The 21,315-nt window shown below is 52.5% G+C and carries 18 protein-coding genes; 10 read left to right on the forward strand and 8 right to left on the reverse strand.

Annotated elements, in window-relative coordinates:
• Positions 1-84: 84 nt before the first annotated feature.
• From EHT87_RS28995 to EHT87_RS29010, 4 genes are all read left to right on the forward strand, one after another.
• Positions 85-1,710: an acyl-CoA carboxylase subunit beta gene (locus EHT87_RS28995; protein ID WP_124910286.1), complete on the forward strand. Its 1,626-nt coding sequence runs from the start codon at positions 85-87 to the stop codon at positions 1,708-1,710.
• Between the two features lie 261 nt (positions 1,711-1,971).
• Positions 1,972-2,409, forward strand: coding sequence for an SRPBCC domain-containing protein (locus EHT87_RS29000; protein ID WP_124910287.1), 438 nt, complete (start codon positions 1,972-1,974; stop codon positions 2,407-2,409).
• A gap of 26 nt (positions 2,410-2,435) precedes the next feature.
• The gene (locus EHT87_RS29005) at positions 2,436-3,182 is read left to right on the forward strand and encodes a class I SAM-dependent methyltransferase (protein ID WP_124910288.1); all 747 of its coding nucleotides are present in this window, start codon (positions 2,436-2,438) and stop codon (positions 3,180-3,182) included.
• Between the two features lie 193 nt (positions 3,183-3,375).
• A complete protein-coding gene (locus EHT87_RS29010) occupies positions 3,376-4,197 on the forward strand; it encodes a hypothetical protein (RefSeq protein ID WP_124910289.1) in 822 nt (273 codons plus the stop codon).
• Positions 4,198-4,205: 8 nt separating this feature from the next.
• Here EHT87_RS29010 and EHT87_RS29015 read toward each other — a convergent pair whose 3' ends face one another.
• From EHT87_RS29015 to EHT87_RS29030, 4 genes are all read right to left on the reverse strand, one after another.
• Positions 4,206-4,622 carry a response regulator gene (locus tag EHT87_RS29015; RefSeq protein WP_124910290.1) on the reverse strand — a complete coding sequence of 139 codons (417 nt, stop codon included), beginning with the start codon at positions 4,620-4,622 and terminating at the stop codon, positions 4,206-4,208.
• Complete coding sequence (locus EHT87_RS29020) at positions 4,588-5,754, reverse strand: sensor histidine kinase (protein WP_229321449.1); 1,167 nt, start codon at positions 5,752-5,754, stop codon at positions 4,588-4,590. The genes EHT87_RS29015 and EHT87_RS29020 overlap by 35 nt, the downstream gene beginning before the upstream one ends.
• A gap of 442 nt (positions 5,755-6,196) precedes the next feature.
• A complete protein-coding gene (locus tag EHT87_RS29025; protein ID WP_124910291.1) occupies positions 6,197-7,213 on the reverse strand; it encodes an alkaline phosphatase D family protein in 1,017 nt (338 codons plus the stop codon).
• Between the two features lie 96 nt (positions 7,214-7,309).
• Positions 7,310-8,221, reverse strand: a complete 912-nt coding sequence (locus tag EHT87_RS29030; protein WP_124910292.1) for a DUF1338 domain-containing protein — start codon at positions 8,219-8,221, stop codon at positions 7,310-7,312.
• Positions 8,222-8,373: 152 nt separating this feature from the next.
• Between EHT87_RS29030 and EHT87_RS29035 the strand changes: the two genes are divergently transcribed.
• Both EHT87_RS29035 and EHT87_RS29040 read left to right on the forward strand, forming a co-directional pair.
• On the forward strand, positions 8,374-8,619 hold the full coding sequence (locus EHT87_RS29035) for a DUF8507 family protein (RefSeq protein WP_124910293.1): 246 nt from the start codon (positions 8,374-8,376) through the stop codon (positions 8,617-8,619).
• On the forward strand, positions 8,616-9,026 hold the full coding sequence (locus tag EHT87_RS29040) for a putative toxin-antitoxin system toxin component, PIN family (RefSeq protein ID WP_124910294.1): 411 nt from the start codon (positions 8,616-8,618) through the stop codon (positions 9,024-9,026). Before EHT87_RS29035 ends, EHT87_RS29040 begins: the two co-directional genes overlap by 4 nt.
• A gap of 4 nt (positions 9,027-9,030) precedes the next feature.
• On the opposite strand, the gene EHT87_RS29045 is transcribed toward EHT87_RS29040, so the two are convergent.
• The 4 genes from EHT87_RS29045 to EHT87_RS29060 form a co-directional block, all read right to left on the reverse strand.
• Entirely contained in the window at positions 9,031-11,346 is a 2,316-nt protein-coding gene (locus EHT87_RS29045) for a glycoside hydrolase family 20 protein (RefSeq protein ID WP_124910295.1), read from the reverse strand.
• A 79-nt stretch (positions 11,347-11,425) separates the two neighbouring features.
• Positions 11,426-14,587 carry a sensor histidine kinase gene (locus EHT87_RS29050; protein WP_124910296.1) on the reverse strand — a complete coding sequence of 1,054 codons (3,162 nt, stop codon included), beginning with the start codon at positions 14,585-14,587 and terminating at the stop codon, positions 11,426-11,428.
• 110 nt (positions 14,588-14,697) lie between these two features.
• Positions 14,698-15,012 carry a 2Fe-2S iron-sulfur cluster-binding protein gene (locus EHT87_RS29055; RefSeq protein ID WP_124910297.1) on the reverse strand — a complete coding sequence of 105 codons (315 nt, stop codon included), beginning with the start codon at positions 15,010-15,012 and terminating at the stop codon, positions 14,698-14,700.
• 83 nt (positions 15,013-15,095) lie between these two features.
• A complete protein-coding gene (locus EHT87_RS29060) occupies positions 15,096-16,100 on the reverse strand; it encodes an NAD(P)/FAD-dependent oxidoreductase (protein WP_124910298.1) in 1,005 nt (334 codons plus the stop codon).
• Positions 16,101-16,429: 329 nt separating this feature from the next.
• On the opposite strand from EHT87_RS29060, the gene EHT87_RS29065 reads away from it, so the two are divergent.
• From EHT87_RS29065 to EHT87_RS29080, 4 genes are all read left to right on the forward strand, one after another.
• Complete coding sequence (locus tag EHT87_RS29065) at positions 16,430-17,932, forward strand: right-handed parallel beta-helix repeat-containing protein (protein WP_124910299.1); 1,503 nt, start codon at positions 16,430-16,432, stop codon at positions 17,930-17,932.
• A 227-nt stretch (positions 17,933-18,159) separates the two neighbouring features.
• Positions 18,160-19,149 (forward strand): ankyrin repeat domain-containing protein, encoded by a 990-nt coding sequence (locus EHT87_RS29070; RefSeq protein WP_124910300.1) that lies wholly within the window; start codon positions 18,160-18,162, stop codon positions 19,147-19,149.
• Between the two features lie 250 nt (positions 19,150-19,399).
• On the forward strand, positions 19,400-20,680 hold the full coding sequence (locus EHT87_RS29075) for an O-antigen ligase family protein (protein WP_124910301.1): 1,281 nt from the start codon (positions 19,400-19,402) through the stop codon (positions 20,678-20,680).
• A 74-nt stretch (positions 20,681-20,754) separates the two neighbouring features.
• On the forward strand, positions 20,755-21,264 hold the full coding sequence (locus EHT87_RS29080; RefSeq protein ID WP_124910302.1) for a GNAT family N-acetyltransferase: 510 nt from the start codon (positions 20,755-20,757) through the stop codon (positions 21,262-21,264).
• The last annotated feature ends 51 nt before the right edge of the window (positions 21,265-21,315 follow it).

Consider the following 21,315-nt stretch of genomic DNA (forward strand, 5'->3'; position numbering starts at 1 on the left):
CGGTGGCTGACGCGTGCTTCTCTGAATGCGTCAGCCACCGTAAACCGAATACCGTAAACTGAAAACCACTTAACCTGCCTGACGATGACTCCGCTTCTGGACGAACTCCGCGCTAAAACTGACCGTACGAAACTGGGCGGTGGTCCGAAAAAAATCGAAGACCAGCACCGCAAAGGCAAGCTTACGGCACGCGAACGCATCGACTACCTGATCGATGAAAATTCGGCCTTTATCGAAATTGGGCTCTTTGTCGGAGAAGGCCTGTATGCCGAACACGGCGGTTGTCCGTCGGGGGGCGTGGTGGTCGGCATCGGCTACGTGTCGGGAAGGCAGTGCGTGATTGTGGCCAACGATGCGACGGTGAAAGCCGGGGCGTGGTTTCCGATTACGGCCAAAAAGAACCTCCGGGCGCAGGAAATTGCGATGGAAAACCGCCTGCCCATCATCTACCTGGTCGATAGCGCGGGCGTCTATTTGCCGCTTCAGGACGAAGTATTTGCCGATAAAGAGCATTTCGGGCGGATTTTTCGCAACAACGCCCAGATGTCGGCCCTGGGGATTGTGCAGATTGCGGCCATCATGGGCAGTTGCGTGGCGGGTGGGGCCTACTTGCCGATTATGTCGGACGAAGCCCTGATTGTGGAAGGAACCGGGTCGATTTTTCTGGCCGGGCCGTATCTGGTCAAAGCGTCGGTGGGCGAGGATGTGGACGCCGAAACCCTCGGCGGTGCCAGCACCCACAGCGAAATTTCGGGCGTAACCGACAACAAATACCCCGACGAAAAAAGCTGTCTGGATGCCATCCGGCGAAGTTTCGACAAATTGGGCGAGCCGGAAAAAGCGGGTTTTAGCCATGTGGAGCCGGTTTTGCCCGCTAAAAATCCGCAGGAGATTTACGATATCATTCCGGTCGATCGCGTCAAACCGTACGACATGCGCGAGATCATTGCCCGGCTGGTGGATAACTCCGAATTTGATGAATACAAGGAATTATACGGCCAGACGATCCTGTGCGGCTACGCGCGAATCGACGGCTGGGCGGTCGGCATTGTGGCCAACCAGCGGAAAGTGGTGAAAGCGAAAGGCCGGACGGGCGCAGGCGGCACCTCCGGACCGGGCGAAATGCAGATGGGCGGGGTGATTTACTCCGATTCGGCCGACAAAGCTGCCCGGTTTATCATGAATTGCAACCAGAAAAAAATACCGCTGGTGTTTTTGCAGGACGTCACCGGTTTTATGGTCGGGAGCCGGTCGGAGCAGGGTGGTATTATAAAAGACGGCGCCAAGATGGTCAACGCGATGGCCAACTCGGTGGTGCCGAAGTTTACCGTGGTTGTGGGTAATTCCTACGGCGCGGGCAACTACGCCATGTGCGGCAAAGCGTATGATCCGCGGCTGATGGTGGCCTGGCCCACGGCGCAGATGGCGGTGATGAGCGGGGCGTCGGCGGCCAAAACGCTGCTGCAAATTCAGGTGGCATCGTTAAAAGCCAGGGGCGAAACCATTACCCCGGAAAAAGAACAGGAGTTGCTGCAAAAAATTACGAACCAGTATAACGAGCAGCTTTCGCCCTATTTTGCCGCTTCCCGGCTTTGGGTCGACGCCGTGATTGATCCGCTCGACACCCGCACCTGGATCTCGATGGGCATCGAAGCTGCCAACCACGCACCAATCACGAAGGCGTTTAACGTGGGCGTGATCCAGACCTGAGTAAAAGCTGTCAGAACAATCTGTTCTATCAATCGATTAGTATACTGATAAACGCAAGTTGTTTCATGCCATGATCAGTAATTCAATGCTCCGAAAAGCCTTTCGCATCTTTCTGATTGGCTGTTTTGTCGTTGTAGCGGGTTGTTTTTTATTCGTCTCAGGGTACCCATTTTCTGGTAAAGTCCTGATGGTTGCCGGGATTGTGGGCGAAGCATATGCGGTTTACAACTACTTCAGGAATCGAAACCGGCAAACAACAAAATGGAAGAATTCGTAGTAAGGCGGAAAGTGAGCCTCAAAGCGGAGCCCTATGAGGTTTGGGACGCGCTGACTAATCCGGAAAAAACCAAGAAGTATTTTTTTAACTGCGAAGTCTATTCTGACTGGGAAGTAGGAAGTACGATCACGTTTACGGGAACCATCCTGCTGGTTAAAAAGATCGAAATGAAAGGTTTGATCGTGGAATTCAAACCGAATAAGCTCTTGAAATACACCTTGACCAATGGCGATATGGCGGAGGATGATTTCGGTTTTTCAACGGTAACGGATGAACTGACGTATGAAAATGGCGAAACCGTGCTGTCCATTACGGACGATGTCGGTCAGGGCGAAGGTGCCCGGGAACGGTTTGAAAAATCGGAGAAAGGCTGGGATAAAATTCTGAAAGGACTGAAGGAAGTCGTGGAAGAAGGAAAGTAAATCAGAAAATAATACGCTCTTAGTAGATGAACTGGAACGCCGATTCCTATACCGAAAAACATGCTTTCGTCTTTCACTACGGAGCTGGTTTACTTGACGTACTGGCTCCGCAGCCCGGCGAGGTTATTCTGGATCTGGGCTGCGGTTCCGGCGAACTGACCCGGCAGATTGCCGACCGGGGCGCTGCGGTTATGGGCCTTGATTCGTCGGAATCGATGCTTGTCAAGGCTCGTCAGCAATTTCCCACGCTCGATTTCCGGTTGGGCGATGCCACTACATTTGAATTACCGCAACGCTTCGATGCTATTTTTTCGAATGCGGTTTTGCATTGGGTGACCGATTATGAAGCCGCCATTTGCCAGATCAGGAAGCACCTGAAGCCGGGCGGGCGGCTGGTGGCCGAGTTTGGCGGAAAGGACAATGTCAGGCAGATCACCGATGAAGTTGCTCATCAGCTCCAGAAACGGGGCTACGATCTGGCGGTTTGGTGGTGGTATTTTCCGTCCATCGGAGCGTACGCATCGGCGTTGGAGAAGCACGGTTTTCGGGTAACATTCGCCCAGCATTATGACCGCGATACGCTGTTAAACGATCCTGATAAGGGGATAATCGACTGGGTCGAACAGTTTGGCAGTAACTTTTTCAAGGGTGTCGATCCGGAAGACAAAGCGGCCGTTCTGGAAGCTACCCAGGCGGCATTGAAACCCACTCTTTTTCGCGATGGGCGGTGGTATGCCGACTACAAACGGCTGCGGGTGGTCGCCGTAGTTTAATTTAGATTACTCAACCGGTTTTACGTGCTCCCATTCAGTTCCTTTTTTGGCGGCTTCAGCCCGACTAATCCTCCGTTGATGACAAAGTAATCTGGGTAACCAGAGCATCCCCGTTAGTTTTGCTTCGTCCCGTCGGCTAGCCTCCCGCTAGTCCCGGCTGGATTTCTATTGCCGTTATACAACCTCCACCACCATGATGACCAGGTCAATAGTGCTAATTTTTCTGTTGGGTAGTTTAATGAGCCTGAATGCCTGCTCGCCAAAGACTGCCGGTTCTCCGGAACCAGCGCCGGACCCCAAACCCCTGCGGCTTCAGAAAATCACTTCCGGCGAAAAGAATTTTCAGCGGTATATCTACAATGCGGAAGGGCTGTTGTCCGGCTTTCAGTCCAACTGGGCTTATAACGACAGTACGGCCGCTGTCCTGAACGCCGAATTGGCGTACGATTCGCAACAGCGGCTGAGCCGGATCACCAGCAATGGCAGTATGTACGTGAAATTTTATTACGAAGGAAAAATGCTCGATAAAACGGAAGAATATGATCACCGTAACCGGCTGGCACTATCGCATTTTTACCTGTTTAGTGTCGAAGGTCGACTCGTTGAACTGCTCGATCAGATTCATGATACCGACAACGATACCTTTGAAACCGCTACGTTTATAAAATACCGGTATGAGTATGACAACCGGGGCAATGTGACGCAGGCGCAGGGATTTATCCGAAAGCCGGGAGCGTCATCATTTAAACCCTGGCAAACGGTTTATTACGAAGGCTACGACGATAAAAAGAATCCGAACCTTCCCGTCGTTAGTTATCCTTTTTTATCCCAGGAACGAACTCAGGTAAATAATCCGGGCAGGATCACCGTTAAAAATGCAGATGACCAATCGATCATTTCGGTGCAGACGCTGACGTATCAGTACAACGAACAGGGGTATCCAACGCGTGAAACCCAGCAGCTAACGACGACAAAGCCGTTTCCCGCCACTACGGTTGATTATCAGTATGAGTGAGACCGGTTCTAAACCGAAGCCGGAAAGTACTGGTCGATGATTTCCTGTAACATCTCTTTCGTCACCGGCTTGGTGAGGTACCCTTTCACGTCTTCAAACTGCCCGGCCCGGTTTTTATCGACGGGGTTGAGGGAGGTCGTCAGCATCAGCAACACCAACCGACTCCGGAGCACTTCGTCGAGCTGGCAATAGCGTTCCAGAAATTCGAAACCGTTCATGCCCGGCATGTTGATATCCAGCAGAATGACATCCGGCCGAACGTAGTTGGAATCATGCGTCTCGGTTAGGTAAGTCAGTGCCTGCAAACCGGTTTCGGCGGACCGAACCGCATCACAAAGTCCCGATTCTTCAATAACCAGTTGATGGAGGTAATTATCGTCCGGATCATCGTCAATTAAGAGAATGCAGTGAATCGGCCTGGGCATACTGATGGAGGGTTTTGATCACTTTAGGAATGGTGAAAGAGAACGTCGTTCCGCTCCCAACGGTGCTGTCTAGCCAGATCTGACCGCCATAAATGTCGACCACTTTCTTGCAGGTAGCCAGACCAATACCGGTGCCGGAGTACTGATTCCGTCCGTGGAGCCGCTGGAAGATTTGAAATACCCGTTCGAAATGCTGGCGATCGATGCCGATGCCATTGTCGCTGATCGAGAAGCGAAACTGGTGAAGATCTTCCGTCGCCCGAATGGTGACCATAGGCGCTACATCCGCCCGGCGGTATTTGAGCGCATTGGAAATCAGGTTCTGAAAGAGTTGTTTCAGGTCGGTCCGGTGGCCCATCACCGTTGGCAGAAAGCCGACGTCCACCCCGGCGCCGGTGGCCAGAATTTCGGCTTGTTGTTCTTCCAGAATTTCGTCGACCAGCTCCTTCAGATTGACCTGTGTGTAGGCGACATCGGCGCCAATGCGCGAGAAATCGAGCAGATCGTTGATCAGGTTGCGCATTCGTTCGGCCGCAGCCGTCGAGACCCCGATCAGCCGCCGGGCGTCCGCATCCAGTTCGTTGCCGTGTTTGTTTTCAAGCAGCGACAGGTAATTGGCAATCGTTTTGAGGGGCGATTGCAGATCGTGTGATGCGATATAGGCAAACTGCTGCAACTCCTGATTCGAGCGCGTCAATTCCTGCATCGCCAGTTGGCGGTAAGACAACTCACGATCGTATTCTTTGGAGGTCCGCAGCCCAACCGCTTCGTTGAAATACCGGATCAGGGCCAGAACCGTGGCGACCGAGACGACGGCCGTCAGAAACCGGATCAGCGCATTGATGCGGTAGGCCGGAATCCAGAACATGGCGGCATCGATCAGGTGCGTCAGGCCACAAAACAGAATAAACGCGCCAAAAATCCAGAAAACACCCGCCAGCGGAACCCCTTTTTTGATGAAGACAAACCGAATCAGAATGAGCGGAATCGCCATGTAGGCCAGCCAGATGGTCAGATCAGAAAGGATATACAGCCACCCGTGAAAATCGGTCCAGGTACCACAATGCCACCGGGGCGGCCAGTCGCTCGTATCCGCCAGTCGTCGGAAAAAGTCGAATAAAGGTTGCATCATGCAAAACGGATTAATAGAGTGGTGTCATAGCCGCCGGTGCCCGGAATCGTCACAGAAAGCCGGACGAAAAGAGCACGGGCGTGGCTTCTGAATCAGACGTATAAAGTTGAAATTTGAGTTTAAACTTACTGGAAAGTGAGCGTACTTTCAGAAGGAGACGCTATTTTTTTTACAGCCAGAATTGAGAAGCAAGAAGAGGCCGCAAATGGTTCAAGCCATTAATTACCAATCGGATTTTTATATCCCCATTGCCGGAAACCGTATGAGCTGTTCTGCTCCAGGAAAGGTGGATTCCCCATCCGCCGAATTCATATTTTAGCTTATCAGCCCACTGCTTTAGCTGTGTGGATAAGCAATGGGCTGATAAAAATTAGTTTAAATCAAATAACCGTGGCTGAATAATCAACATGTCTGTCCATGCGCAACTCCCCGTTTGCTACCCTCAAAACTTAATCTCCTGCGTCAAATACGTCGCCTGATTGTCGCCATTGACCCGAACGGTAGCGGTTTTCCGGTTCCAGTCGATGGTAAACAAACCGTAGTTCAGATCAAAAGCCATGTTGCCCACGCGGAGGGCATTCGGTTGTTCGTACGGCTTGGAAGTGTGCGTCAGACCGCTGCTGGTGATGTCATACAGATCGTATCCCAGGCCCGGCAGGCTTATTTTCGAGATTTCGGCGATGTGCCGGTCGCCACTGATCAGGATGGCCCCTTTGGGTTTGGTTTTGGTCAATAAATCGAAAAACCGCTGGCGGGCGGTGGGGAAATTGCCCCATTTCTCGGACGTATGATCGTTGGCCAGCACCTGAATACCGCTTCCAATGATGTGAACATCGGCGTCGGAGTTGGTCAGTTCCTTTTCCAGCCACTGCCACTGCGCTGCACCCAGAATGTCGCCGGACGGATCGGGCGTGTTGACTTTGTTGACTTTCTTCAGCGGATCCCGGAAGTAGCGGCCATCCAGCAGAATCACCTTCACCCGCTGGCCTTTCGGGCCGTAGACATGCGAGGAATACGCGCCTTCCTGCTTCCGCAACGGGCTGCTGGCGGGCACGTCCAGAAAATCCAGCATCAGCTGTTGGCTTTCTTTCCGGCGCGGGTACTCTTTGCCGCCGTCGTTGACGCCAAAATCGTGGTCGTCCCAGACGCCGATGATTTTGGCCGACTGGCGCAACTGGCCATAAACCGGGTTGGATTTTTGCTTATCGTATTTGGCTTTCAGCGTGTCCATGACTTCCGAATCGCCGTAGATATTGTCGCCGAGCCAGATCCAGACCTCCGGTTTCTGGGCCACAATATCGTCCCAGAGCGGTTGCGGGCGTTTCTGGTCGCTGCACGAACCGAACGCAATGGTGGTGATGGCTTGCTGACGGCCTGAAGCGGTTTTTGCGGTTTTCGGGCTGCGGCACCCCACCCATACCGCGCAGGCAAGCAAACTGAGGGTAATGAAGTTTTTCATGGACGTGATTTAGGATCGTTACTCCCGCAAATGTAAAAAAGTTGGCCCGTTTCTGAGCCAACTTCACCATTTGTTAATCACAGAAAAATCGCCCGGTTATTTCCCGGTCTGCGATGTAAATGTGCTCTCAAAAATCTTGTCGGCGTTGCCCGCTTCAAAACCGTCGCGCCGGTGTTCGCGCCCGATCTGGTCGGCGGGCAGGTGCCGGAATTCGGGCAAAACCCGCCGTTCGGCAAACTCGACGTAGGACCCGGCAATGCGGTGCGTCTGGCCGTCGGCAAATTCCGCGTCGATGAGCTGGGCAACGGTCGACGCCTGCAACAAGCCTTCGTCCGGGCTGATTTTGATCGTGCCGCCCGAGGTGTTGAGCTTGAACCCGCGCCGTTCGAGAAAAGCCACAAAATCCTGAATGGTGTTGTAACCCGGTTTCAGGTTGTGAACACTAATCGTAAAGTGATTGAGGTAATACCGGTTATAAATCACCCAGGCGGCATATTCGCTTTCGTTTAGCAGCCTCAGGTAATCGTCAAGTGCGGGGATTTGCCAGAGCGGCTGGTGCAGAAATTGATCGACGGCCCGGGCATCGTCCAGATCCAGCGTATCGACCGGATCAAAAACCACGCTATCCGTGTATTGGTAAATGATATGCTGGGCCTCGTCCGACAAATCCCGCACCCGCAGTTCGCTGACAAAAATGCGCGGATAATGCGGTTTGGGCGGGCTGTACCACCAGGCGTTCAGTTTCTTTTCTTTAAAATCATACGGTTCGCGCTTTTCGTAGCCGTAATGCAGGAATATTTTCTCAAACGACTGAATGCCGAGGCTCGGCAGGCCCATCGTCCGAAAGGCAATGTGGTCGTTTTCAATGTCATCGGCGGTCCGGATAACGTTTTCATCAACCAGCGCGTCGATAAGGCCCGATACGTCCGGAACGCGTTCACGATACCGGCTCATGAGGCCGTCCAGGACGGCGTCGAGGGTTTTCAGTTTTTGGGATGGAGTGGTCATGTTGGATAGAGTTACCAGACAAGTTAGAAAGAATTAGACCGTCTTACGAGCTGGATTTCCATCAGGAAGCCTACTCGTATCGTTTGCAATGAAAACGTAATTATACTATCTTTAATCTATTGCACGTGTTTTCGTACCTTCTGGAAATGGTTATGGAACAAAATAGTTTTGCTTCAGGGAAACTTACCCCATTACAGCTTCACATGCTGAAAACATTTGATCGGAAGTTAACTGAAGAACAAGAAAAAGAAGTCAAACAGCTTATTGCGGATTATTTTTTTCGGTTGGCTGATAACGAAATCGACGAAATAGTAACTCAAAAAAGATATACTACCGACGATTTTGAAAAAATGGCACATGGGCACCGCCGGAGACCCTATCGGCCAACCGAGAAATGATTGTCGTTATTGACTCCAACTGTTTGTCGGCATCCATCGGAAAATCATCACCCTATCGCTGGCTCTTCGATGCCTTGCGTAATCAGAAATTTGAGTTTGGGATTACAACCGATATCCTGGCGGAATACGAAGAGCACCTTCAAACTTATTACAGTTTTAATCTGGCTCAAAACGTAATCGAAGGATTAGTGAACAGCCAAAATGCACGTCTTGTATCACCTACTTATTTCTGGCATTTAATCGAATCCGATCACGACGACGATAAGTTTGTAGATTGTGCAGTGGCTTGTCAGGCCGATTACATCATCACTTTTGATCGTCATTTTGATATCCTGAAAAAGATAAAATTTCCAAAGGTGAGTCCCATCACTCCGGATAAATTCTTTGATATTTTTTACCAGGCGTGAGGGGTCATTCCACCACCACTTCATCTACGCTAACCGCCGTCGGCAGGCCCTCCCGGGGTAATCCCGCCGGAGCCACCCCCGCGTTTTTGGCCTTGATGCGGACATACCGCGCCCGGGCGGTTTTGAAATCGGCCACCACCGGCAACATGCCCCACGACCCTTCGAGCGGATACTTCACCGGCTGGCTGATCGCATCCTTGTAGGTCGTGCCGTCCTGCGACAACCCGATTTCGACCGACGACGGCGGAAAATCATTGTACGAAATGCGTTTCAGGAAGTTGGCCGATACTTTGGTAACGGGCCGAACTTCGCCCAGATCGATCGTTACTTCCAGATCGTCGCCCGACACGCTGACCCATTCCGACTTGTTGCGGGGACTCTGGGCGACCTGTCCATCGGTCAGTTTTTTCCTGGTCGGATCGGATTTTTCGGCGGCCGTATTCGCGTAAGTATACGGTTTGCCTTTCGCCCGGTGGATGTAAAATGTTTCTTCAAATGAGGCACCGGCGGTGGTGACGGCTTTGATGGTCGTGGTTTTTTTGAGCGTAATGGGCGTCGTGTATTCGGTCGACGCCGTCGTGGGTTGTTTGCCGTTGGTGGTATAGTAGATTTTGCTGTCGGAGTCGAGTTTTTCCAGCCGAACCTGCAACTGGTCGGCGTCGGTAAACTGGGTGACGGCCCGGACATCGAGGAGCCGTTTGGAATAATTGACGTTCAGGTAGCCCAGCCGTTTCAGGTGTTCTTTCAGGCGCATCGCAAAATCCTCAAAATTGCGCGGCCCCTGCGGCATCCAGCCAATTTCGGCCAGCGCCGACGCCCGCGGAAAAGCCATGTATTCGACGTGCTGCGTCGTCGGAATGTATTCGGTCCAGATGTTGCCCTGCACGCCCAGAATGTATTTTTGCTGCTCGGGCGTCAGTTCGGCGGGTGTAGGTTCGTAGCTGTACACTTTTTCGATGGGCATATAGCCGCCACCCGCCAGCGGCTCCTGAGCGGGATTGCCCTGATACTGATCCAGGTAGCAGAATTCGCCGGGCGTCATCACCACGTTGTGCTTCTGTCTGGCGGCTTCCAGACCGCCTTCGGTGCCGCGCCAGCTCATGACCGTCGCGTTGGGAGCCAAACCGCCTTCCAGAATCTCATCCCAGCCGATGATGGCGCGGCCTTTCGAATTGACAAACTTTTCGATGCGCTGAATGAAGTAACTCTGCAATTCGTGTTCGTCTTTTAGCTTCAGTTTCTTGATCAGATCCTGGCAAAAAGCACTCGCTTTCCAGGCATCTTTCGGGCATTCGTCCCCGCCGATGTGGATGTATTTTCCCGGAAATAGTGCCATCACTTCCGTCAGCACATTCTGCAAAAACGTAAACGTTTGCTCGTTGGGGCAATAAACGTCTTTGAAAATGCCCCAGCGCGTCGCCACGTCGTACTTTTTTGACGCATCGCACGAGAATTCGGGATACGACGCCAAAGCCGCCAGGGCGTGCCCCGGCATTTCAATTTCGGGAATGATTGTCACGTGCCGGGCTGCGGCATACCGGATGACGTCCCTGATTTGCTCCTGCGTATAAAAACCGCCGTATTCTTTTCCGTCATACTGAAACGGATAATTGGCCGCATTGTGACCCACCACGGTTTCCCTGCGTTTCGAACCAATCTGCGTCAGTCTGGGGTATTTTTTGATTTCGATTCGCCAGCCCTGATCGTCGGTCAAATGCCAGTGAAAGGTGTTGAATTTGTGCATCGCCATCAGATCGATAAACCGCTTGACAAACGAAACAGGCATGAAATGGCGGCTCACATCGAGCATCAAACCGCGATACGGGTAGCGCGGCCGGTCGAGAATCTGGCAGGCCGGGATGGTCCAGGCCACGTTCTCAACCTTCGTCGGGCTGAAAACCGCCGTCGGCAACAGTTGCAGCAAGGTCTGAACGGCGTAAAAATAGCCTTTCGGGGTTTCGGCTTCCACCACAACCCGGTCGGGCGTAGCATTCAAAATATAACCTTCCGGGCCGCACCGCCCGGCTTTATGCGCCTGAAAAACAATGTGTTTGCCTTTGGTCAGCGCGGGCGTCGCCGGAGCCACCGCAACCGGAAAACCGCTGGCGAGCTTGAGTTGACTGACCAGCGTTTGAGCGGCTGCCCGCTGTCCCGCGTCTTTGGCGGCAATCACCACGCGCGTTGCTGCCGAAACGGTGAAATGGCCGTCTTTCCCCACAAACTGGGCCGGGAAGGGGAGCAGATGATAGGCGTTGTCAGATTGCGCAAAAAGCGTTGAAGAAACGGTAAGGCAAAGCAGAATGACGGCAAGTCGTTTCATGCAGAAAGTTGACGGTGGTTGGCAAAATTCAAAGGTAGACAAAAATGGGTTTACCGCTTTCGGATTACGAGTAACCGGCTCAGGCCGGTTCCTGAAGCGTCAGCGGAAGCCGGATAACGACCTGAGTTCCGGCCGGTTCACCGTCGTCATTTACTTTATCGACTATTTTCGCCCCGGCTTCTTTTCCGCTGCGCTGCTGAATCAGTTGCAACCGTTCTTCCGTCACCTGCAGGCCAACGCTCTGGTGCGACGAAGCCGCGTGGCTTTTGAGCGAAGCCGCTTTTTGCCGGCCTACGCCATCGTCATCGACCATGCATTCCAGGTGTTCGCCGACGGGTTTGATGCACACCCGGATCGATCCCCGGCTTTTTTTGTGGGCCATCCCGTGCAAAATCGCGTTTTCGATGTACGGCTGAATGATCATCGGCGGAATCGACACCCGTTCCTGATCGAGTGACGGATCGGTTTCAATCGAAAAGTCGAATTTGTGGCCAAACCGCAATTGCTCCAGTTCCAGATACAACTGAAGCTGTTCGGTTTCGCTGGCCAGCGTTACCCATTCCTGCCGCGAGTTGCCGAGAATGAGCCGCATGAGCCGGGCGAATTTGACCAGATACTTGTCGGCATTGTCGCTGTCGTTTTGCAGCACAAAAAGCCGGACGGCATTCAGCGAATTGTACAGAAAATGCGGATTCATCTGCGAGCGAAGTGCCTTCATTTCCGAGGTCGCAATCCGTTCGCGCAGTTCGCTTTTCTCCTGTTGTTCCTTCGCTACCCGCCGGTTTCGCCATTGAGCAATGAAAACCACGAGCGTGACCAGGGCAGCCAGACAGGCCAGCCGAAACCACCAGGTTTCCCAAAACGGCGTTCGGATCGTGATGCGAAGCCGGTAGCCTTCGCGGTTCCAGATGCCATCGTTGTTGGCTGCAATGATGTGCAGCACGTAATCGCCGGAAGGAACGTTCGTGTAGCTGGCAAACGGGCGCGTGCCGGTTTGGTTCCAGCGCTCCTCAGAACCTTCGAGCCGATACGCATACCGGTTGGCACCGGGATTGTCAAAATTGAGTGCGGCCATTTCAAAACTGAACTGATTCTGGTCGTAGTCAAGCACGATATCGGGCGGAGTAGCCGAGGGATTGGGCAGAAATTCACGGCCGTTGACTTTAAAAGACGTCAGATACACCGGCGGAACGAAGCGATTGATCCGGATTTTACCGGGCTGAATATAAACCAGCCCCCGCATGGCTCCGAAATAAAGCCGCTTTTTCGAATCACGTTCGCTCGATCCCGACTCAAATTCGGTCATCGGCAGTCCGTCGGCTTCGTCGAAGGGAATGAAACGAATCTGATGAATGTCGGTAACGGCAACTCCATTGGAGGTGCTGACCCAGAGCGTGTCGCCGGTCAGTCGCAGACCGGCAATGTCGCTATTGGGCAGACCGTGCCGGGTGGTAAAGACGTCAAAACGCTTGGTTTGTTCATCGAGCCGGGCCAGTCCGTTGTCGGTACTGATCCATAATTTACCGGTTTCATCTTCGGCGAAATCCGTTACGCCATCGTCGGGCAGGCTGTGCAGATCATCTTCTTTATGGCGGTATTCATCCAGTACGTTCAGATCGGGGCTAATCTTGAAAACCGGCCCTAAACCGCCCACCCAGAGGTTGTTGAAGCGGTCGAGGTACATGGTGTTGTAGTTTTTTCCGGGTAGTTTCCGAATTCGTTCGTCGTTGAACTGATTTAGAAACGTGTTGGTTCGCGGGTCGTAAATCGTCAATTTTTCGTTGGAACCGATGAAAACGCGCCCATCCCGATGCTGGATCACACTGAATACCTGGTTTCCGGCGACAAAATCGCGTCGGTTGGGGTTAAAAACCGGATAACCGGCCAGATCATCCGACGAGGGCAGACAGCGGATTTGCTCAAAAAGATGCCTGGTGGTGTCCAGACGGCTTAGTCCCGTGAAATGACCCACCCAAATTTTCCCAGTACGGTCAGCTAGTACATTGTATGTCAGGTTGTTGCCAAGACTTTTCGGATTTTTCGGATCATGGCGATACAGGCGATAAGACTGCAATTGCGGATCGATCATCGCGAGTCCGTCGCGGGTTGCGATCCAGAGACGATCTTGTCGGTCAAAAGAAATGGAAGCCGCATCCAGACCCAGCGTTGAAACCGGATGGTACGAAACGTCATCGTAGAGCGAGCGAAACTTATCGACTTTCGGATTGAACCAGCTTACTCCCGCATCGTCGGAGCCTATCCAGATAATGCCGGAGCGGTCTTCAAACAAGGTTTTTAACGAGTTTGAAACGAGACTTCGGGGGTTGTTCTCGTCATTTTTATACCCCAGAAACCGGTTTTTCGACGCGTCGTACCGAAACAGCCCTTCTCCCGCCGTGCTGACCCAGACGTTTTCGTTTTTGGTAATCAAGATCGACGTAATGCCCCGCCCTTCTTCGAGGGGCAGATGCCGAAAATGGCCGTTGACCGGATTCAGGACGGCAACCCGTCCTTTTCGCGTGCCAACGTAGATTTCTCCCGAACGGGGATGTCGGGCTAGTGACAATACGTAATCATCAGGTAATGTGGTAGATAGAGACTCAGAATGCCGAAACGTTCGAAACTGGTGCGTTTGCCGGTTGTAGGCATACAGGCCAGCCTGGGTTGCAATCCAGAGTGTTGGTCCATCGGTCAGTAAATGCCGAATGGAGTTGGTGGTTGGCCGGTTGGTTGAATCGTACGGAACGACTAACAACCGGGATTTTTCGGTAACCGGATCAAAAATGACCACTCCACCGTTGGTACCGAACCAGAGCAGGCCGTCTGGACTTTGGGCAATGGTACGAATGAAGTTACAGCCTTCTCCCAGGGCCGTAAAATAAAAGCGCCGGAACACCTGCGTTTTGGGATCGATGCGGTTTACTCCTTTTTGAGCTCCCATCCACAAAACGCCATCCCGGGCCTTGAACACGCAGCGGATGATGCGGTGTGAAAGCGACTGAGCATTTCCGGCCTGTGGGCCATAATTGATGCAGCGCAGGCCGTCGAAGCGGGTTGCTCCATTAACGGTACCGATCCAGATAAAGCCCAGATCATCCTGCGTAATCGAAGACGTAAAGTTCGTGGACAATCCGTGGCGCAGCGTCAGCCGTTGAAAAGACAGCGTTGGCGACTGAGCCCAGGCGCGGCTAAACAACAACCAGATGAGCAGAAATAACGCCGGGCGTCGCTGGGTAACCATTGAACCAATGAAAGGGAGTAGGGGGCCGAAACACTTGTTCGTTATCCCGGCTTTCAAATGACGCAAAAATAATATTAAAATGCACCATTTGAGAGAGTTTCCCTCCTAAACTACGTTGCCCGGAGTCGAAAAACGGCTCCATTTATCGTATCGTCGACGCGCAACTGACAAGCCAGCCGACTGTCGGCATCAGCATCGGGCAGGGTATCCAACATGGCACCTTCTGCATCGTTGACGGGCGGCAGAGCGTCGGCACCTTCCAGTACGCCGACGTGGCAGGTCGCGCACAAAGCCATGCCCCCACAGGTGGCCAGAATGGGATAATCCGACGCTTTCAGCACTTCCATCAGGCTCAGGCTGATGCCTTCCGGAATTTCAATCGGCTCCCGGTCGCCGTTAAGGTCTTCAATTGTGATGTGAATCATGGGGAGAGTAAAGACGTAAGACAAGAGAGTAAAGACTGAAAACCGTATTTGCTGCACGTCTTTATTCTCTTGTCTCTTCTCTTTTAAAAAGTAGGTATTCCGTTGACGGTGGTGTATTTGAAACTCAATTTCTGGCTGGGATACACGTATTTGAACGCGCTCTGACACATCAGGGCGGCTTCGTGAAAACCGCATAGAATCAGTTTCAACTTGCCGGGATAGGTATTGATGTCGCCGATGGCGTAAATCCGCTCCACATTGGTGGAATAATCGGTGGTATCGACCTGAATGGCCGCCTTGTCGATCTGGAGGCCCCAATCAGCAATGGGACCGAGTTTCGGGGTCAGGCCAAAAAGCGGAATCAGGTGGTCGGTGGCCAGTTTGGTAACGGTTTTGTCTTTGGCCGCGATGGTGATTTCCTGCAAATGGCCGTTTCCGGAAATGCTCGTGATGTTCGATTGCAAAATCAGGTTGATTCGGCCTTCTTTCGCCAGTTCGAACACCTTTTCGGCCGAATCGGGTGCCCCGCGAAAACTGTCGCTGCGGTGAATCAACGTCACTTCCTGGGCAATGTTGGCCAGAAAAACCGTCCAGTCGAGGGCCGAATCGCCCCCGCCCGCCAGCACCACGCGCCGGTCGCGGAAGAGTTCCGGATTCTTCACCATGTAGGCCACCCCTTTCCCCTCAAATTCTTCCAGGCCAGCAATGTCGGGTTTCCGGGGTTCAAAACAGCCCAGTCCGCCGGCAATGACCACCACCTGGCAATGGACGGTGGTTTGTTCATTGGTCGTGATGTGAAACGAGCCGTCGGCCTGGCGTTCCAGACTCTCTACGCGCTCACCCAGCGTAAAAGAAGGATGAAAGGGAGCAATCTGTTCCATCAGATTGTCTACCAGGTCCTGTGCTTTTATATCGGGAAAGCCGGGAATGTCATAGATCGGTTTCTGCGGATAGATTTCGGACAACTGCCCGCCCACCTGCGGCAAGGCATCGATCAGGTGGCAACGCATCTTCAGTAAACCGGCTTCAAAAACGGCGAACAGACCTACGGGTCCGGCACCGATGATGCAAATATCTGTTGTGATCATGGTCTTTTCTGTTTGCTCGTCAGGATTTGGAGTGTGACGGCGGACCGTTCCTGACGCATTCTGTTGCGGTGCAAATCTTGAACCGCTTCTGCCCTGCAAAGGTAGTGACCAAACTCGCCCAAGGTCATAACAAAAGGTATGATAAATCAGAATGAGCTATAAGTACAGGGAATAACCAGGGTAGATTTTTGGTCGATTGAGTAAGTGGTCATCCGTTGACGCATAAAGCCTGTTTTTTGTCGGAAAATGAAACCTCCGCAATTCGATGAATCCCGCACCTTTGTACCCGTAGTTGAACGCTACGTACAAACAGTAAACAACATCAGACCATGAAAAAAATTGTCAATTCTGCCGCGATTCAGTTCGCAAAACAATCGTTTGCCATTCTCCTCGCGGCTACCTTTTTGGTAACCGGTTGTAAAAAAGACGAAGTGGATCCAACGCCCAATCCGCCCGCCAACACGCTGACCGCCAATGCCGGCGCTGATCAGGACGTTCAGGTAGGCGAAACGGTCAAGCTCGATGGAAGCGCATCCGTCGATACCAAAGGAGCCCCATTGACGTTCCAGTGGACCATTGCCACGAAACCCGCCAAGAGTACCGCAGCCATTTCATCGGCAACCACCGCCAAGCCGACGTTTGTGCCGGATGAAGTTGGTGACTACGAATTGGAACTGACGGTTTCAAATGCCAACGGAACCAGCAAGGATAAAGTGAAAATAGCCGCTGCCGTAGCGCAACCCCTCGCCATCGATAAAAACATCACGGTTAAAACCGTACTGACCGACCGCATTTCAAACCCGGATTATCCGGATTACATCGTTCCCAAAAGCATCGTCGTATCCAATGAGCTGACCATCAACCCCGGTGTGGTCATTGCGTTTGAACGCGATACCCGGATGGATATCAACGACGGTGGCGGCTTGATTATCGCGAAAGGAACGCCCGAGAAGAAAATCCGCTTCATCGGTGCCGAAAAGACCAAAGGCTACTGGGTTGGTATCATGGTCTATTCGGGCAGCAACGCCAACGTGTTGGAAAATATCGAAGTTGCCCACGCCGGAAGCCGGGCTCTGGTCAGTTCTACGAAAGCCGGTATGGCGTTGTTCGGTGGTGGAAAAGCACAGATTGCGCTGAAAAACAGCTTGTTTACCCAGAACGACGGGTACGGGTTGCTGGTGCAGGAAGGCGGTATTCTGCGCGAATTTGCGACGAATTCATTTACTAAAAACACCGAAGCCGGGATTCAAATTGACCCCAGCAACGTCGATAAGCTGGATGCGGCTTCTGCCTTCACGGGCGAAAACGGCCGGAATGTGGTTGAGATTAAAGGATACTATCTGCGGGAAGGCGGTGACATTACCTGGGCCGGTTTTAAAGACAAAACGCCCTACCGCCTGACGGGTGATTTTGCGGTCGAAGCCGGCTTGACGCTGAGCCCCGGTGTGACCATCGAAGGCGGCCGCGATGTGGTCATGATGATCAACAGCAAGGGGTTCCTGATTGCGAAAGGAACGGCAACTGAAAAAGTCACCTTCACGGGTGCCGACCGCACCTCGCCTTCGTGGAAAGGCCTGATGATTTATTCGAACAACTCCCGGAACGTGATCGAAAACGCGGAGATCAGCAACGGCGGTAGCCTGGCGTTGGTTTCGGGGAAAAAGGCCAACCTGGCCCTGTACGGCGGTAATCTGTCGATCAAAAACACCACGATTGCCAACGGTGGCGGCTACGGAATCTTCGTCAATTACGGTTCAAAACTGAACGCCGATGCCTCAACCGTAAACACATTCAAGGCCAACGCACAGGATAATGTTCTGCTTGAAAAATAAGGAATTAAAGAATAGAGATTAAGGGTTTAGGGATAATTCAGACAGCCCGGCACTGCTTGTGCCGGGCTGTTTTTTGTGGGATGAATGACCATCCTGAAGCCCGTATCGACGGTTCGGCAAAGGCGCATCCGGGACACGCGAACGCTGTCGTTACCAGCTATTTACCGAATGCTACCCGTTGTTAAGTTTGGGTAGCGTTCCCGGTTTTCCGGTGGCAATTTCAAGTCATGAAAATCATTGCACTGGTCAACGGGTCGCTCATCGGCTGTTATGCGGTTTTGATTGTTTATCTGGCGCTGACGCTGAACCAATCCGGCACCGACGCTGCGGGTCGGGGACTGGCTGTCGGCTATCTTTTCGTCGGGGCCATTCTGCTGGTGGCGGTTCTGGGCCTGAATCTGCTGCCTTTCCCGGTTACTAAAATTACGGTTTTGGTAGCACTGCTCGTTCCCCTGGTCCTGGGCTTGCGGGAATTGGCCGGTAATTTTTACGTTACGCAACGGGCCGGAGCGGAAGATCAGGGGCGCTGGGATGGCTCGTACTACTTCAAAGATCCCGACCAACGGCGGATTGCGGAGGCCATTGCCGCCAATGCTATTCCGCAATTGAAAACGCTCTTGACCGAACCCCAGCCCCGGCTGAACGAAAGCGGTGAAGAACACACCACCTTACTCGATTTTGCGGCTATGCGGGCCGCCGGTATGTATAACGAACCTTTTAGCGTGGAAGCGTTGGCGTTATTGCTAGCCAAAGGAGCCACGTTTGAAACCGCCGACTCGCTCCACACGGCGACGCACGTGCGGGTGGCCCGGCAGAGTCCGGCGGCTTTGCTCGGCTGGTTTCTGAAACAGGGGGCCAATCCCAACGCAAAACACCGCCAGAATCAGGACCTGCCGATTTTGTTTGTGGTTCTGGATGATCCCAAAGAGCGGCTGGAAAAAGTCAAACTATTGCTTGATTACGGCGCTGATCCGAATGCCAGCTATCCCCTTGCTGATTACGGTTGGCTGGCGGGCCATTCAGCGTTGTTGGCCGCGGCTCGTCAGGATTTGTGGGAGGTTTGTCAGGCTTTGCTCGAACACGGTGCTGATCCTGCAATTGCTGGTCCTCAGAATCTCGATTTTCGGAAATTGATGGCCCAACGGGAAGTGATGTATGCCGAAGCGGGCACGACACCGGCGGCTTTTATCGCTCTCCAAAAAAGCCTTAACCGATGAACTATCAGACCGTTGGGGGCTGGTTTTCCGTTGTAGTTTTTAGGCTATACGATAAGTTTACCGAAACAATTGCAACTACTTTCCGCTCGAATGGGTCTTATAGAAAACGGTGAAAGCGCATGCAGCGGTTGGTGACTGGTTCTTTTGATAACCCATTTCCGTCTTAACTGTATGAAAAACAGAGTCGTAGGGTGATAAAAATGCCTGCCTGGCGAGCCTCTGTGACGCTATCCCAATAAAAATAAAACGAATGGATAGCTTGACTGCGTACGATAAGTATCTGGCCCGGATGGTGATGATTGCCTTTTTTCTGCCAAACCGGATGCAGATTTTAGTTCTAATGGGAATTTTTCTGTTCTGGGTGATCCGGGACGTTTTTTTTAACAAAAACAAACACTTTCGGCCGTATGGCGGGGCCTTGCTGTTGGGTAGTGTGTATTTACTCTACGCGATTTACGTCCCGTTTACCGCTCCCGAATACCGCTCCGGGGTTCTTTTTGATCTCGAGCAGAAAGCCAGCTTATTCGTGGTGCCGTTTGCCCTTCTTTTCTTACAACCCCAGACGCGCAAAATCATTTCCGGCGAGCTGATTTACTTCGTCTATGCCTGCTTTATTTCCTGCCTGGCGGGTAATCTGTTTTACCTCTTAAAATACGGCTGGCAGATCAGCGGCCCGGAAGCTCACATTCAATACCGGCTCTACTTCGAGGAAATTACGAGTTTTCACCCGACCTACATGGGTATCAACCTGTGTTTTGCCTCCGCGATTTTACTGATTTCGCCCAGACACCGGCAGCAGTTGAAAGGCTGGAAACTGGGTGCGGTTCTCTTTCCGTTGTTCCTGTTTCTGATGGCCCTGATGCCCAAAGCGCCCGTTATTGCCCTTTTTGTTATTCTGGTTTACTACGGCTGGATCAACCGGACCCACAAATACCGGCTCGTTCCTATTCTGGCCGTCCTGCTGCTTTCGGTGTCGGTTGCCTGCATTTCCATTCCGTTCAGCAGCCAGCGGATCGGCGAATTTTCGGCCCTGTTAAACGCCAAACCGAACGACAATCCGATGGATAATTCGGTTCAGATGCGCCAGGTAATCTGGTCGGTCGATCTGGATGTGCTGAAGCAACACTGGGTGGCCGGGCTTGGTCCCGGAGGGGTCGATCCGGCCCTGACCGCCCAATATGAAGTTTACGCCCGAAAGCTTCAGGTGCCGCTGGTGGCCTACGACACCCACAACGAATACATCAACCAATGGCTTTCGTTCGGCTTGATCGGCATTGGCCTGATGCTTTTTATTCTGGGTATCCAGTTTGCCAATGCGGCCCGAAGACGCGATCATCTGTATGCCATTCTGCTGATGATTTTCACGGTCACCTTTTTTACCGAAAACGTGTGGTCGCAGCAGCACGGCGTGGTGTTTTATTCCTTTTTTACTTCCTTGTTTTTCCTGACCGGCATGAAACCGCAGCCGAATGGGGTAGAAATCGTAAAAAGCAAGAGCCGCGAGGAAAAGCTAGTGCATGAGATTGGGTAGATACACCAGATGGCGGTTGCCGCCGGTACGCTCCGTTGTGTACCGCGGATTTCAATGAAAATTCAAACCAGAGAATGACCGTACGCTTAGCCACCTTAAAAGACATCCCGGATTTACTTCAGTTGCTTCGTCACGTCGTTCCCATCATGCAGGCCAGTGGCAATTTTCAATGGGATGAGCACTACCCGAATGCTGCGGTATTTGAAAAAGATATTGAACAGAATCAGCTTTGGGTGGCAGATCTGGACGGAAAACCGGTTGGTGTTGCGGCTATTACTACCGATCAGGAGCCGGAATATGCCCAGGTAGGCTGGGATTTGAGCGAAACCGCCATTGTGGTGCATCGCCTGGCGGTCGACCCCGACGTTCGGGGGCGGGGCATTGCGGCTCAGTTGCTGGCTCAGGCCGAAAACGTGGCCCGGCAACGCGGTATCAACGTGTTGCGGATCGATACCAATACCCAAAACGAAGCGACGCAACGGCTTTTCCCGAAAGCCGGTTATGAGTTTGCCGGTGAAATCGGGCTGGGCTTCCGGCCCGGTTTGCGGTTTTACTGTTACGAAAAGCGGTTGACTCTTTCCTGAAATTTGGCCTGAAATCCCGAATTATTCCTGCGTCTGCTGCCGCTTTGCGAA

The organism is Larkinella knui (assembly GCF_003858645.1).
In the GTDB taxonomy this organism is placed as follows: Bacteria; Bacteroidota; Bacteroidia; order Cytophagales; family Spirosomataceae; genus Larkinella; species Larkinella knui.

What these genes read in the sequence shown, in the direction of transcription:
- EHT87_RS28995 (WP_124910286.1), top strand. Translation starts at nt 85, where the DNA reads ATGACTCCGCTTCTGGACGAACTCCGCGCTAAAACTGACCGTACGAAA.
- EHT87_RS29000 (WP_124910287.1), top strand. Translation starts at nt 1,972, where the DNA reads ATGGAAGAATTCGTAGTAAGGCGGAAAGTGAGCCTCAAAGCGGAGCCC.
- EHT87_RS29005 (WP_124910288.1), top strand. Translation starts at nt 2,436, where the DNA reads ATGAACTGGAACGCCGATTCCTATACCGAAAAACATGCTTTCGTCTTT.
- EHT87_RS29010 (WP_124910289.1), top strand. Translation starts at nt 3,376, where the DNA reads ATGATGACCAGGTCAATAGTGCTAATTTTTCTGTTGGGTAGTTTAATG.
- EHT87_RS29015 (WP_124910290.1), bottom strand. Translation starts at nt 4,622, where the DNA reads ATGCCCAGGCCGATTCACTGCATTCTCTTAATTGACGATGATCCGGAC.
- EHT87_RS29020 (WP_229321449.1), bottom strand. Translation starts at nt 5,754, where the DNA reads ATGATGCAACCTTTATTCGACTTTTTCCGACGACTGGCGGATACGAGC.
- EHT87_RS29025 (WP_124910291.1), bottom strand. Translation starts at nt 7,213, where the DNA reads ATGAAAAACTTCATTACCCTCAGTTTGCTTGCCTGCGCGGTATGGGTG.
- EHT87_RS29030 (WP_124910292.1), bottom strand. Translation starts at nt 8,221, where the DNA reads ATGACCACTCCATCCCAAAAACTGAAAACCCTCGACGCCGTCCTGGAC.
- EHT87_RS29035 (WP_124910293.1), top strand. Translation starts at nt 8,374, where the DNA reads ATGGAACAAAATAGTTTTGCTTCAGGGAAACTTACCCCATTACAGCTT.
- EHT87_RS29040 (WP_124910294.1), top strand. Translation starts at nt 8,616, where the DNA reads ATGATTGTCGTTATTGACTCCAACTGTTTGTCGGCATCCATCGGAAAA.
- EHT87_RS29045 (WP_124910295.1), bottom strand. Translation starts at nt 11,346, where the DNA reads ATGAAACGACTTGCCGTCATTCTGCTTTGCCTTACCGTTTCTTCAACG.
- EHT87_RS29050 (WP_124910296.1), bottom strand. Translation starts at nt 14,587, where the DNA reads ATGGTTACCCAGCGACGCCCGGCGTTATTTCTGCTCATCTGGTTGTTG.
- EHT87_RS29055 (WP_124910297.1), bottom strand. Translation starts at nt 15,012, where the DNA reads ATGATTCACATCACAATTGAAGACCTTAACGGCGACCGGGAGCCGATT.
- EHT87_RS29060 (WP_124910298.1), bottom strand. Translation starts at nt 16,100, where the DNA reads ATGATCACAACAGATATTTGCATCATCGGTGCCGGACCCGTAGGTCTG.
- EHT87_RS29065 (WP_124910299.1), top strand. Translation starts at nt 16,430, where the DNA reads ATGAAAAAAATTGTCAATTCTGCCGCGATTCAGTTCGCAAAACAATCG.
- EHT87_RS29070 (WP_124910300.1), top strand. Translation starts at nt 18,160, where the DNA reads ATGAAAATCATTGCACTGGTCAACGGGTCGCTCATCGGCTGTTATGCG.
- EHT87_RS29075 (WP_124910301.1), top strand. Translation starts at nt 19,400, where the DNA reads ATGGATAGCTTGACTGCGTACGATAAGTATCTGGCCCGGATGGTGATG.
- EHT87_RS29080 (WP_124910302.1), top strand. Translation starts at nt 20,755, where the DNA reads ATGACCGTACGCTTAGCCACCTTAAAAGACATCCCGGATTTACTTCAG.